Below are 12,467 nucleotides of genomic sequence, written 5' to 3'. Positions count from 1 at the left end.
GGTCCGGCACAGGGCCGGATACGGAGTTCGGCACAGGGCCGGATGCGGGGCGTAGCGCGCAGCCGGTCGCGCGGCCCGGCACCGAGCCGGGTGTCGAGGCGGGTGTCGAGGCGAGGGCGAAGCCGCAGGCGCGGCCCGAGGCGCGGCCCGAGGCGCGGCCCGAGGCCGAGCCGAGCGTCGGGCCGGGTGTCGAGTCCGGCGCGGGGCGGGGTGCGAAGCCCGGCGCCGGATCGAGCGCCGAGGCCGATGCCGGTGGCTCCGGGCGGTCGTGGGGGGCGTGGTGAGGGGGTACGGGTCTGCCATGCGTCATCCTTGTCCTCCGCCGGCCGAGCGGGCCGCCGAGTTGCGTCGGCGGTTCGCCGAGGAGGCGCGCTCCGAGCGGCCCGATCTGTCCGCACTGTGCCTGCTCATCGGCGCGGTGGGTGACGGGACGCTGGACGAGACGGGGCTCGACACCGCGCAGACCGAGCTGGACCGGCTGGCGGGGCAGCTCCCGTACCGGCCGGGCGGGCCGCTCGCGTGGGCGCGGGCGGTGAGCGCGCTGCTCGGCGAGCGGTACGGGTTCCGCGGCTCGGACACGGACTACCAGCGGCTGGACTCCTCGCTGCTGCACGCGGTGCTGCGGCGGCGGCGCGGGCTGCCGATCCTGCTGTCCGTGGTGTGGATCGAGGTCGCGCGGCGCGCCGGGGCGCCGGTGTACGGGGTCGCGCTGCCCGGGCATTTCGTGGTCGGCTTCGGCACCGCCGAGGAGCAGGTGCTCGCCGATCCGTTCGACGGTGGCCGGGTGCTGACCGGGGCGGACGCCGAGTTGCTGGTCGCGGGGTCGACGGGGGCGCCGCTGCGGCCGTCGATGATGTCCCCGGCGGCGCCGCTGGACGTGGTGCTGCGCATCCTGAACAACGTCCGGGCGTGGGCCGCGGCCCGCCCCGAGCGGTCGGACGTGGCGCTGTGGGCGGTCGAGCTGTCGCTGCTGCTGCCCTCGCATCCGGCGCGGCTGCGCTACGAGCGGGCGCAGCTTCTGGTGCAGCGGGGCGACTTCGTGGGCGGGGCGCTGGAGCTGGAGGCGTACGCCGATCTGGTCGCGGCGGTGGACGAACCGGCCGCGGAGCAGGTACGGGGACAGGCCCTGGCAGCACGGGCCATGCTCAACTGACCCCACCGACACCGCCCCCACCGACCCCACAGACCCCACAGACCCCACCGACCCTGACTTCACCGGCCGTCACCGCTGCCCCAACGGTCCCGGCAGCCCCACACGCCCCAGTGGCCCCTGACAGGCCCAGGCGGCGCCCGCAGCAGCCCAGTCCCAGAGGCGCTCGGAGCGGGGCCCGGCAGCCCCGGCAGCCCCGGCGGCCCGGCGCGGACCATGCGGCCCCAGCAGGCTGCTGTGCTGGGCAGCCGGGTCCATTCCCTGTGACCGTCGGGGCGTCTGGGGCAGCCGGACCCGCTGGGGCCGCCGGAACCGCGCCGGACCGCTGGGGTTGAACGGGCGTCCGCAGGCGCCGCCCCGGCACCTCAACAGCCCCTCGCACCCCGGCAGACCCAGCCCCCAACAGCCCCCTGCACCCCGGCAGACCCAGCCCCCAACAGCCCCAACAGCGCCCGAAGAGGCCGCCCGCCCCCTAAAGCCACCCCTTCTCCCGGGCGATCCGTACCGCCTCCGTGCGGTTGCGGACGGCGAGTTTCTGGATGGCGGTGGAGAGGTAGTTGCGGACTGTGCCCTGGGAGAGGTGGAGGGTGGCGGCCAGTTCCGCGTTGGTGGAGCCGTCGGCGGCGGCGCGCAGTATCTCGCGTTCGCGGTCGGTGAGCGGGTTGGCGCCCTCGGCCAGGGCCGCCGCGGCGAGCGTGGGGTCGATGACCCGCTCACCGGCCAGCACCTTGCGCACGGCGGCGGCCAGTTGCGCGGCGGGGGCGTCCTTCACCAGGAACGCGTCGGCGCCCGCCTCCATCGCGCTGCGCAGATAGCCGGGGCGGCCGAAGGTGGTGAGCACGACCAGTCTGACCGCGGGCAGCTCCCGGTGCAGCCGGGCGGCGGCCTCGATGCCGGTGCAGCCGGGCATCTCGATGTCGAGCAGCGCCACATCGATGCCGTGGGCGTGCGCGGCGGCCACGACCTCGTCCCCCCGCGCCACCTGCGCCACGACCTCGATGTCGTCCTCCAGGCCGAGCAGGGCGGCCAGTGCCTCGCGGACCATCGACTGGTCCTCGGCGAGGAGGACCCTGATCGTGCTGCTCATGCCCGGGAGTCTACGTCCGCCCCCTGTGCGGCCGGCACTCGGGCGACCAGCCGGAAGCCGCGCTTGCGGCGGCCCGCCTCCAGGGTGCCGCCGCTCTGCTGGAGGCGTTCGGTCAGGCCGGTCAGTCCGTTGCCGAACCCGCCGCCGGAGCCGCCCGGGCCGCCCGGGCCGTCGTCCTCCACGGACAGTTCGAGCACCGGACCGTCCAGGGTCTGGCGGCGTACGACCTCCACCACGCAGCGCCGGGCCCCGCTGTGCCGTACGACGTTGGTGACGGCCTCGCGCATCGCCCAGGCGAGGGCGGCCTCGCTCTCCTCGGGGACGCCGGCCAGCGGGGGTTCGGCGGGCAGTTCGGCGCTGACCCCGGCCGCGGTCAGCGCGACCTGGGCGCCGGCCAGCTCGGCCGCCAGCCGGGGGCGGCGGTAGCCGGTGACGGCCTCGCGGACGTCCACCAGCGCCTGGCGGCTGACCTGCTCGATGTCGGCGACCTGCTGGGCCGCCTTGTCGGGGTGGCCGGGCAGCATCCGGCCGGCCAGCTCGCTCTTCAGCGTGATCAGGGACAGCGAGTGGCCGAGCAGGTCGTGCAGGTCGCGGGCGAGGCGCAGCCGCTCCTCGTTGGCGGCGAGCTGGGCGACGGTGGCGCGGGCCTGGCGCAGCTCGACCGTGGTGCGCATGAGCTGGCGTACGCCGGTCATCGCGAAGCCGGTGAACAGCACCAGCAGCACGAAGGTCCACACGTCGTCCTCGCCGTCGCGGTGCGCGACGACCGCCATCACCACGGTGGTCAGCGGGATCGTCGTGTAGGCGGCCCGCAGCGGCAGGGTGACGCCGCAGGCGGCGGAGACGTACACGAACAGGCCGAGCCACTGGGCGCCGAGGGTCAGGCTGAGGGCGAGGGCGAGCGCGCCGAGCACCATGACGAGGCCGATGACGGCCCGCGCGGCGAACGGCTTGCCCATGTTCCGGAAGACCAGTGTCAGGTACACGCCGGTGAAGACGGCCAGGCCGCTCCAGCCGGCCGCGGTGGCGGCGGGCGGGTGGGCCCCGGAGGCGAGGTCGCCGACCGGGGCGCCGAGGAAGATCAGCCAGGGCACGATCCACACCAGCTTGCGCAGCGCCTCGCCGAGGTCGCGGGGCGGTTGCCCCATGCGCATCAGCCGTTCGGCCCGGCCTTCGCCGGGCCGCGGGTCTTCCGTCATGGCACTCACGCCTTCAGCGTGTCCTTCCGGTACAGCCAGGCCGCACCGCCCGCGAACAGGGCGAAGAAGAAGACGAGTACGGCGACGTCCCTCAGATGCGGGGCCTGGCTCTGTTCGATGGCCTGGCCGAGAGCAGCGTACGCGTGGGTGGGCAGCCACTTGGCGATGTTCTGGAGCCACTGCGGGAACGTGGTGGCCGGCATCCACAGCCCGCCGAGCAGCGACAGCGCGAAGTAGACGATCATCGTGATCGGGCGGACCGCGTCGCCGCTGGCGAGGTAGCCGATGGCGACACCGAGCGCGGCGAAGACCAGGCTGCCCGCCCAGATCACCCCGGTCAGGGCGAGCCACTGCCAGGCGTCGAGGCGGACGTCCTTGACGGCGCCGGCGACCACGAAGACGACCAGGATGGACGGCAGGCTGACCACGGCGGCGCTGGCCGTCTTGGCGAGGACGTAGCCGCGTCCGGGCAGGCTGGTCAGCCGTAGCTGCCGTACCCAGCCGCTCTCGCGTTCCTTGGCGATGCGCTCGCTGTTGCCCATGAGCACGGCGGTCAGGGCGCCGAAGGAGGCCATGGAGACCATCAGGTAGGTGGCCACGGTCAGGCCGGTGCCGCCGACCTTGTCGCCGGAGCCGGCGCTGCTGGAGAAGATCAGGAAGAGGATCGCCGGGTAGAGCACGGAGAAGAACAGGAACTTGCGGTTGCGCAGGGCGCGCGCGATTTCCAGCTTGATCAGGCTGTTCACGACTGCTTGGCCTCCTCGGCCTCGGTGATGGCCACGAACGCCTGCTCAAGGCCGAGCCCGGCGACTTCGAGGTTGCGGGGGTAGACACCGAGCCCGTACAGCGCGTGCACGGTCGCGTCGGCGTCGGTGGACTGGATGCGGACGGTCTGGCCGCTCACGTCGAGGGAGGTCAGGAAGGGCAGGTCGCGCAGCGCGGCCGCGTCGATCGTGCCGTCCAGGTCGAAGGCGACCCGCCGTGCCCCGGCCTTCGCCTTGATCTCGGCGGCGGTGCCGTCGGCCAGCAGCCGGCCCCGGTGCAGCACCAGGACGCGGTCGGCGATGGCGTCGGCCTCCTCCAGGTAGTGGGTGGCGAACAGCACGGTGCGGCCCTGGTCGGCCTGCTCGCGCATGGTGGCCCAGAACGCCTGCCGGGCGGAGACGTCCATGCCGGTGGTCGGCTCGTCCAGGACGATGAGGTCGCTGTCGCCCGCGGTGGCCAGGGCGAAGCGGACCCGCTGGGCCTGGCCGCCGGAGAGCTTGTTGACCTTGCGGTCGGCGATCTGCGTGATACCGGCCCGGGCCAGCACCTCGTCGGCCTTGTAGCGGCGGGGGTGCAGGTCGCAGGCGAGCCGCACCAGTTCGGCGACGGTGACCTCCTCCATCAGGCCGCCGCTCTGGAGCATGGCGCCCACGTGCCCGGCGGTGATCGCCTCGCGCGGGCCGGTGCCGAAGACGCGGACCGTGCCGCTGTCCGGGTTCTTGAGGCCGAGCAGCAGATCGAGGGTGGTCGACTTGCCCGCGCCGTTCGGGCCGAGCAGGGCCACGGTCTCCCCGGGGTGCAGGGTGAGGGTCAGGCCGTCCACGGCCCGTACGTTCCCGTAGCTCTTGGTCACCTGTTCGAACGCCACCACCGCGGTCGCGGTGCTGGTCTCCGCTGTCGTCGTCATGCCCCCATGGTGGCCGCTGAGCGGTGGGCGGCGGCAGTGTCGGCGGTCCTGACCAGCGGATGACAGATGTCATGCGGGCGGGGTGACAGCACGGCGAGGGGCCCCGGCCGCGGACACGTCCGCCGCCGGGGCCCCTTCTCCCGTATGCGCTAGCTCGGGTCGGTGTCGATGACGCCCACCCGGTCGGTCCTGCTCATCAGGGCCGGGCGCAGGGCGCCGATCACGTCCTCGACGGTGACGGGCGTCTTCTGGCCGGTGCCCCGGGTGATGAGGACCTTGTCGAAGGCGCCGCCGTACAGCTGCTTGAGCGCGGCCTGGTCGTAGTACTCGACCAGCTTGCCGTCCACGGCCTTGACGCCGAGGAACTTCCACAGCGACTTCTGCGGGCCGAACCGTACGGAATGGGCGGCGTCCACCCGGACCGTGACGAACCCTGACATGGCGGGCTCGGCGAACTTCTTCATCATCCGGTCGACCTCGGCGTCGGAGACCGTCGGCCGGCGGGTGGTGGTGGGCACCTGGACCGGCCTGCTCGTCCCCGTCTCCACCTGGGTGCGGTACGCCTGCTCGACCGCCTCCGTGGAACGGGCGGCGTCGATGCCCTTGCCCGCCTTGCCGTACACGGCGACCGCCTTGCCCGGCTCGAACTTGATGGTGCCGTCGGTCGCCGCCCCGGCGCCGCCCGCCGCGTTCTGCAGGGCCGCCTGGAGCTTCTCCTCGTCCACCGGCATCTGCGGCTGGACCACGCGGTGGTTGCCGAACAGCGAGCCGATCACCGAGACCGGGTTGTAGTCGCTCTGCGCCGCCGCGCTGGCCGTGGCCTGGGTGTCGAGCTGGAGTCCGGCCTGCTCGGGCTTGAGGGCGACGGTCGAGCCGTCGACGGACAGCTTCAGCGGCTTGTTCACCTGCTTGCCGAAGGCGTCGTCGAGCTTCTTGACCGCGTCGTCGCGGCTGCCGCCGCCGATGTCGACACCGAGCACGGTGGTGCCCTTGGGCACGTCGGAGTGGTTCATCAGCAGTCCGGCGCCGTAGGCGAGCCCGGCGGCGACGACCACCAGGCCGCCGAGCAGCGCGATCTTGCTGCGGCCCTTCTTCTTGGGCGCCTTGGCGGACTTCGCGGACTTCGCGGGCGCGCCCGCGCTCTGCGGTGCCGGGTCGGGCAGCTTGGGGGGCGTGGGCGACTGCGGCCCGCTGCCGCCGGGGCTCGTGCGGAAGGGCGAGTCGGCGTCGCCCGCGCCCGTGGGCAGGACGGGCATGCCGCTGGTGACGGTGTGTCCGGAGACGTTGTCCGGCCGGTGGGCGGAGCCCGGGCCGCCCAGCTCGGGGGCAAGTTTCTGCGGGGTGAGGATCGCGGTGTCGTCGCTCAGGCCACCGCCCGGACGGGCGGTGTGCCCGGAAGGCGCGGGGGTCCCGGGGGTCCCGGGGTGCCCGGCCGGGGCACCCGGTACGCCGCGCCGGGCCTCGGCGGGGCCGCCCGTGGTGGGCGGGAAGAGCGCCGCGTCGCCGGTCACCGGGCCGCCGGTCGGTCCCGCCGGGCCGGGCGAGCCGGCCGGGCCGCCGGGCAGGCCGGCGCCGTCGAACCCGCCGGGGCCGCCCTGGTCGCCGTAGCCGCCGTGGCCCTCGGGGCCGTTCTGGCCGCCCTCGGCGAAGTACGGCAGGTCGTCCCGGCGCGGCTCGCCGCCGCCCGGGCGGGAGCCGCCGGACAGCGGGCCCGCCGCCAGCGCCTCGGTCACGTCGAAGGAGCCGGTGCCGCCGCCGTGACCGGGCGCGACCGGGCCGCCGGTGGCGCCGGGGAGCCCGGTGCCGTTGCCGGAGCCGTTGCGGGAGGTGGCCGGGGGCACGCTCATCGAGCCGACCACGCCACCGGGACGCCCACCGGCCGGCGCCGCGCCGGACCCGGCCCCGGCACCGCTGCCGGTCCCGTTCGCCGGGGTGCCCGAACCGCCGGGCAGTCCAGCGCCGTTGGTGCCGCCGCCCGGCTGACCGCCCTTGCCCGGGGCGGACTTGCGGGGTGCGAACCAGTCGCTGGTCGGCTTGTCCTCGCCCGACGCGGCCGGTTCGCCCCCGGGTGTCTGCGCCGCGCCGCCGGGCGCGGGTGCGGACGCGGAAGCGGAAGCGGCTGCGGCACCGCCCGGCGACCGCGTGTCACCGGGTACGCCGCCGCCGGTCGCGTCGGTCCGCCCGGTGCCCTCGGGCCGGCCCGCCGAGTCGCGCCCCTGGGACCCCGCACCGCCGGACGCCTCGGTCTCCCCCTCGGGGACGGGCTTGCGCACGACCACCGGCGGGATCGGCCGGGACCCGGGGATGTTGATCCGGACCCGGGTCGTCAGCGTGGTCTCCGTCTTGCGGTCCTCCGGCCGCGCGGCCGGACGGCCCGCGTCCGCGCCGTCGTCGGAGACCGGCGTGCCGTACGGCGGGGTCCCCGAGGGGTAGGCGGCTCCTCCGCGCCCGTGGGGCCCGGAGGACGGAGTGTCAGTGTCACGAGTCAAGGCAGGTTCTCCCGGTTGGCTCCGCCGCCCGTTACGACCTCTCCGCGCCCGGGGAGTCCCCCCTGCGCGAGCGAGATCGAGTGCTTGGACGAGGCTCGGCGGCGCGCACCACCATACTGGCCACTTCCGGCCGTTTTCCCGGGACCGCCGGGATAACCCTCACCGGACCCGCACGGGGACTTGGGGAAGAAGCGGTACGTCATTCGCCCAGCCGTACGTCACGGTCGTCCCGTTGCCGTCCGCCGCCCCAGGTGGCACAGATCACAGCGACGGCCATGCCGCCGAGCAGGAAGACGTACGAACCGCCCCCGGCCGCGAAGAGGAAGTCCCCTTCGGGGCGGCTGGCGGTGAGCAGCATGACGGCGACCAGCCAGCCGGCCGCGCCCGCCACGGCCCCGCCCCGGCCGCGCAGCGCGTACGCCCCGCCCAGGAAGAGCCCGGCGGCGCCCGCCAGGGCGAGCAGCAGTCCGCCGGGGAACCAGGCGCCCTGGAGCAGCGCCCCGGCGGCGCCGACGACCAGTCCCAGCGCGAACAGCCCCAGGCAGGCGGCGGCCCGCCCGGCGGACGGCAGGCGCAGCGGCTGCGCGAGCGCGGAACCCTGCGCGGGGCCGCGCGCGGGCGACCCCTGGGCCCGGCCCCGCCCGGACGACGCGGTCATGACGCCTCCTCGATACCGGCGAACAGGTCGTTCTCCCTGTCCTGGACTTCCGTGCCCTGGACTTCCATGTCCCGGACTTCCGTGCCCCGGACGTCTTCCCCGTCTCCCCGCCCGCGTACCAGTTCGTAGTACTCGGTGGTGAACAGGGGCTGGGCAAGCCGGTTGGAGAGGGCGAAAGCGGGCTCGGCCACCTCGATCTGGGTGGCGTGGGCGCGCATCGCGGCGGCCTTGGCCCCGGCGTGGGCGGTGCCGTCGATCTCGGTGGTGATCCGCTCGTCGGCGACGACTCCGGGGAGGTCACCGAGGTCGGCCAGGGTGTCGAAGGGCAGGCCGGGGAGGGCGTCGCGCAGGCGGGCGAAGGCGGCCTCGGCGACGGAGCGGGGGGTGCGGGTCCAGTAGATCTTGGCGATCTCCCAGGGCGCCCCCAGGTCCGGCCGTACGGCGGGGTCGGCGGCGAGGGCGGCGGCGCGCAGGGCGACGCGGTGGGCCTGGATGTGGTCCGGGTGGCCGTAGCCGCCGTTGTCGTCGTAGGTGACGAGGACCTGCGGGCGCACCTCGCGGACCACCGCGACCAACTGCTCGGCGGCTTCGTCGAGGTCGGCCTGCCACAGGCAGTCGGGGTCGTCGTTGTCGGCGAGCCCCATCATCCCGGAGTCGCCGTACCGTCCGGCGCCGCCGAGCAGCCGGAAGTCGGTGACCCCCAGGGCGGCCATGGCGGCGGCCAGCTCCTCGTGCCGGTGGGCGCCGAGCGCGGCGCCGCTCAGGTGCGCCAGTCCGGGCGGGATGACCTCGCCGCGCTCCCCCAGCGTGCAGGTGACCAGTGTCACCCGGGCGCCCTCGGCCGCGTACCGGGCCATGGTGGCGCCGTTGTTGATCGACTCGTCGTCGGGGTGCGCGTGCACCAGCAGCAGCCGCCGGGAGCCGGAGGGGGGCAGTTCCGTCATGCCCCCAGCCTACGAGGCGGGCAGCGACGGCCCGGAACCGGTTTCCCCGGCGAGGCAGGCGCGGCAGCGGCCGGGGCCCGGGGCGCGGAAGGCGCGTTCGCAGCCGTCGCAGTTCTGAAGGGGGTGCCGTACGGGTGGCGGGGCGGCGGCCGGGGCGCGGAACGGGGGCGGGGGCGGCAGGCGGTCGGTGAGGCGGTGTGCCAGCAGGGCCGCCGGGCGGCGCAGGTCCTCGGGCGGCAGGCCGGCCGTCAACGCCCGGCGTACGTCCGCCGGGCGCACCTCGCGCTCCAGCCAGGCCGCCACCCCCGGGGTGAGGTGGGCCGTCTCGGGGGCGGAGAGCAGCAGCCGCGAGTCGTGGCGGCGGAGGTCCGCGAGGAGGTCGGCGGCGGCCTGGAGGAGCGCCGGGGCGGGGTGCGCGGCGCGCGGTACGGCCGGGAGCGGCGGCTTGCCCTGGGCGCGCTTCTCGCGTGGCTCGTGCGTGCGGTGTCCGCTCGGGGGCCGGGCCGGTTCGGTGGTCGGCTGGTTGCAGGAGACCGTGCGGGTGACGATACGGCCGCCGGGGACGCGTTCGCGCTTCCTGCGCAGGTAGCCGTGCGCCTCCAGCTCGCGCAGCGCGGCCGCGATCCGGGTCGCCCCCTCCGGGAATCGGGCGGCCAGGGACTTGATGTCCACGCGGGCGCCCCCGGGGAGCGACTGGAGGTGCACTCCGAGGCCGATCGCCAGCAGCGACAGCTCGCGGTGCTGCGCCAGGTGGTTGCCGACCACCGTGAAGCGGGTGGTGTGGCGGGTGTTGTCGTGGGTGAGCCCGCCGGTGCGGTGGGCCGCCCGGTTCGGGTGCTTGTTGCCCGCAGTGCGGGACTGGGCGTGCGGGGGCACGCTAGGGTTCTGGATACCCATCGGGAAGTTGGCCTTCCTCGGTGGTCAGGCCCTCGCACTGGGATTGCCCGTCCCGGCGGGGGCCGTCTCATGTCTGCGGTGGTGTCGCGCCGAGCGTAGAGCCGCCGAGGGCTCCGAAAGCCAGCCCTGCGGCGGATGTTCACCCGCCCGAGTGAGCGCGGGCCACGGGCGGGAGGGGTGGGGCTTGGTGGGGTGCTTTCCCCGAAGTCCTTTGCCTTTCAGGCGCGGTCGCCACCGGAGCACGGCGGGCCGGGTTCCGGTGGCGACACGCTCAGTTCGGCCCAGACCGTCTTGCGCGGGAAGCGCTCAGGCGTCACTCCCCAGCGGTCCGCCAGGGCCTCGACCAGCAACAGGCCCCGCCCCGACTCGGCCAGGGCGTCCGGCTCCCCCGGCTCGGGCAGCCGGTCGCCCCTCGTGTCACTGACCTCGATCCGCAGTGTGCCGCCGACCACGTAGAACGTGAGACGGAAGCTGCGGCCGGGAAGGCGGCCGTGGGTGGCCGCGTTGGCCGCCAGCTCGGCCACGACATGGCTCGCCGTCTCGGACGGCACACCCCAGTCGCGGAGCTGGTCCACGGTGAACAGCCGGGCGAGACGGGCCCCTCGCGGGGTGGACGACAGCAGGATGCTGAAGTGGCGGACGGCGGGGCGAGTTGGGGCTGAGCCCTCGGTGATTTTCTGATTCACGTCACTCAGCGTGGCCGGATAGCTCTACCGTGAAGAGTAATCACGCAGGTGCGTAGGGTCACTGTCCATGCGTTGTCCGGTGCTGTCCGGACTGTAGACAGAGCCCTCGCCCACGGCACAACGGAGGGGCGCGACATGTCGGTGGACGGCGAGGCGGTACGGCCCAGGGCCGAGACCGAGGAGACGGACGAGCCAGGCTGGGAGGTCGATCCGGACGACGACTGGGCACTGGCCGTCATCACCACGGTGGGCAGGCAGTTGCGGCTGCGGCGCGAGGCGGCGGGCATGCGGGTCGTGGAGTTCGCCAAGGCGGTCGGCTACGGCGAGGACATGGTCTACAAGGTGGAGTCGGGGAAGCGGATTCCCCGCCCGGACTACCTGGACAGCTCGGAGCGGATCCTCCGGGCCGGTGGGCTCATCGCGGCGATGAAGGAGGATGTGAAGAAGGTCCGGTACCCGAAGAAGGTACGGGATCTGGCGCAGGTGGAAGGGCGGGCAGTTGAGCTTCAGCTCTTCAATCCGCTGCAAATTCCAGGCTTGTTGCAGACCCCTGAGTACGCGCGCGCTCTCCTGTCGATGCGGCGGCCCGCGTACGCGCTGGAAGAGGTGGAGCGGTTCATCGCAGCACGCGTGGCTCGCGGGGCGATCTTCGAGCGGGACCCTGCACCTGAACTCAGCTTCGTGCTGGAGGAGTGGACGCTTCGTCGCCCGCTGGGGGGCGAGGCGGTTCGGCGGAGCCAGCTTGAGCACTTGCTTGAGTTGGGGCAGTTGCCCAACGTCGAACTCCAGGTACTGCCGCTGGAACTCGAAGGTCACGCCGGAATGGACGGGGGGATCGAAGTGCTCAAGTTCCAGGACGGCTCAGCCATCGGACGCTCCCCTGTGGTGGTCAACGGCCGCCCGGTCTCCGACCTCCGGCAGCTCCGTATTCTGGAACTCCGGTATGGAATCATCCGGACGCAGGCCCTCACGCCCCGTGAGTCGACTGTCGTCATCAAGAAGCTGCTGGAGGAAACATGACGCGCAACACCTCACCCAACGGCGCCTCAGACCTGGCGTGGTACAAGAGCAGCTACAGCAGCAGCAGCGAGGGTGACTCCTGCGTGGAAGTGGCCCTGAACTGGTTCAAGAGCAGCTACAGCGACGGCTCCGAGGGCGACTCCTGCGTAGAGATCGCCACCGAACCCAGCACCATCCACGTCCGTGACTCGAAGCACCTCCAGGGACCCCGGCTGGCGTTCGCGCCCTCCGCCTGGAGCGGCTTCGTCTCGCACGCCGCCCAGGCGTGACCCCGTGAGGCTCGCCCCGTCGCACGGCGAGCCTCACCCTAGAACTTGAGGCTGCCGATCATCCCCGCGATGTTCGTGGTCAGTTGACTGATGGTGGGGGCGATCGTGGAGGAGGCCAGGTAGAAGCCGAGCAGGATGCAGACGACCGCGTGACCGCCCTTCAGTCCTGATTTCTTGATCATCAGGAACACGATGATCGCCAGCAGCACCACCGCCGAAATCGAGAGTGCCACGGCGGCTCACCTCCAATTGATCCCAGGACGCGGGGGGTGTCGGGGGGTCGGACTATGGGGGCAGATAAATCCACACAACAGGCTTCGGGTTCCTACCCACTATGCGTGGTTGATCATAACTATCCGCACGCGCGCATCGGTCGGCGCACGGCCGCACAAGGGG

General features: G+C 73.6%; 13 protein-coding genes and 1 pseudogene. 4 read left to right on the top strand and 10 right to left on the bottom strand.

Features of this window, described 5'->3' with window-relative positions:
* Together ABZ858_RS15460 and ABZ858_RS15455 are read left to right on the top strand one after the other, a co-directional pair.
* Positions 1 to 284: pseudogene (locus ABZ858_RS15460) on the top strand (hypothetical protein); the annotation flags it as partial.
* A 17-nt stretch (positions 285 to 301) separates the two neighbouring features.
* The gene (locus ABZ858_RS15455; RefSeq protein WP_361377301.1) at positions 302 to 1,153 is read left to right on the top strand and encodes a transglutaminase-like domain-containing protein; all 852 of its coding nucleotides are present in this window, start codon (positions 302 to 304) and stop codon (positions 1,151 to 1,153) included.
* A gap of 469 nt (positions 1,154 to 1,622) precedes the next feature.
* Here ABZ858_RS15455 and ABZ858_RS15450 read toward each other — a convergent pair whose 3' ends face one another.
* The 9 genes from ABZ858_RS15450 to ABZ858_RS15410 form a co-directional block, all read right to left on the bottom strand.
* On the bottom strand, positions 1,623 to 2,237 hold the full coding sequence (locus ABZ858_RS15450; protein ID WP_361377298.1) for a response regulator transcription factor: 615 nt from the start codon (positions 2,235 to 2,237) through the stop codon (positions 1,623 to 1,625).
* Positions 2,234 to 3,436: a histidine kinase gene (locus tag ABZ858_RS15445; protein WP_361377295.1), complete on the bottom strand. Its 1,203-nt coding sequence runs from the start codon at positions 3,434 to 3,436 to the stop codon at positions 2,234 to 2,236. The genes ABZ858_RS15450 and ABZ858_RS15445 overlap by 4 nt, the downstream gene beginning before the upstream one ends.
* A gap of 5 nt (positions 3,437 to 3,441) precedes the next feature.
* Positions 3,442 to 4,182, bottom strand: a complete 741-nt coding sequence (locus tag ABZ858_RS15440) for an ABC transporter permease (RefSeq protein WP_361377292.1) — start codon at positions 4,180 to 4,182, stop codon at positions 3,442 to 3,444.
* Complete coding sequence (locus tag ABZ858_RS15435) at positions 4,179 to 5,108, bottom strand: ABC transporter ATP-binding protein (protein WP_361377289.1); 930 nt, start codon at positions 5,106 to 5,108, stop codon at positions 4,179 to 4,181. The genes ABZ858_RS15440 and ABZ858_RS15435 overlap by 4 nt, the downstream gene beginning before the upstream one ends.
* Positions 5,109 to 5,257: 149 nt before the next feature.
* Positions 5,258 to 7,597 (bottom strand): hypothetical protein, encoded by a 2,340-nt coding sequence (locus tag ABZ858_RS15430; RefSeq protein ID WP_361377286.1) that lies wholly within the window; start codon positions 7,595 to 7,597, stop codon positions 5,258 to 5,260.
* Positions 7,598 to 7,796: 199 nt separating this feature from the next.
* The gene (locus ABZ858_RS15425) at positions 7,797 to 8,255 is read right to left on the bottom strand and encodes a DUF6113 family protein (RefSeq protein WP_361377283.1); all 459 of its coding nucleotides are present in this window, start codon (positions 8,253 to 8,255) and stop codon (positions 7,797 to 7,799) included.
* A complete protein-coding gene (gene mshB, locus ABZ858_RS15420) occupies positions 8,252 to 9,199 on the bottom strand; it encodes an N-acetyl-1-D-myo-inositol-2-amino-2-deoxy-alpha-D-glucopyranoside deacetylase (RefSeq protein WP_361377280.1) in 948 nt (315 codons plus the stop codon). Before mshB ends, ABZ858_RS15425 begins: the two co-directional genes overlap by 4 nt.
* A gap of 9 nt (positions 9,200 to 9,208) precedes the next feature.
* On the bottom strand, positions 9,209 to 10,096 hold the full coding sequence (locus tag ABZ858_RS15415; protein ID WP_361377277.1) for a helix-turn-helix domain-containing protein: 888 nt from the start codon (positions 10,094 to 10,096) through the stop codon (positions 9,209 to 9,211).
* Between the two features lie 218 nt (positions 10,097 to 10,314).
* The gene (locus ABZ858_RS15410; protein ID WP_361377274.1) at positions 10,315 to 10,782 is read right to left on the bottom strand and encodes an ATP-binding protein; all 468 of its coding nucleotides are present in this window, start codon (positions 10,780 to 10,782) and stop codon (positions 10,315 to 10,317) included.
* Positions 10,783 to 10,917: 135 nt separating this feature from the next.
* Between ABZ858_RS15410 and ABZ858_RS15405 the strand changes: the two genes are divergently transcribed.
* Both ABZ858_RS15405 and ABZ858_RS15400 read left to right on the top strand, forming a co-directional pair.
* A complete protein-coding gene (locus ABZ858_RS15405; RefSeq protein WP_361377271.1) occupies positions 10,918 to 11,802 on the top strand; it encodes a helix-turn-helix transcriptional regulator in 885 nt (294 codons plus the stop codon).
* The gene (locus ABZ858_RS15400) at positions 11,799 to 12,071 is read left to right on the top strand and encodes a DUF397 domain-containing protein (RefSeq protein ID WP_361377268.1); all 273 of its coding nucleotides are present in this window, start codon (positions 11,799 to 11,801) and stop codon (positions 12,069 to 12,071) included. Before ABZ858_RS15405 ends, ABZ858_RS15400 begins: the two co-directional genes overlap by 4 nt.
* A gap of 38 nt (positions 12,072 to 12,109) precedes the next feature.
* Here ABZ858_RS15400 and ABZ858_RS15395 read toward each other — a convergent pair whose 3' ends face one another.
* Positions 12,110 to 12,304 carry a hypothetical protein gene (locus ABZ858_RS15395; protein ID WP_361377265.1) on the bottom strand — a complete coding sequence of 65 codons (195 nt, stop codon included), beginning with the start codon at positions 12,302 to 12,304 and terminating at the stop codon, positions 12,110 to 12,112.
* Positions 12,305 to 12,467: the final 163 nt, after the last annotated feature.

Origin of the sequence: Streptomyces sp. NPDC047017, from assembly GCF_040644175.1 — a bacterium.
Lineage (GTDB): Bacteria > Actinomycetota > Actinomycetes > Streptomycetales > Streptomycetaceae > Streptomyces.
The sequence above is the reverse complement of the archived record's forward strand: the minus strand, read 5'-3'. Positions and strand labels throughout refer to the sequence as shown.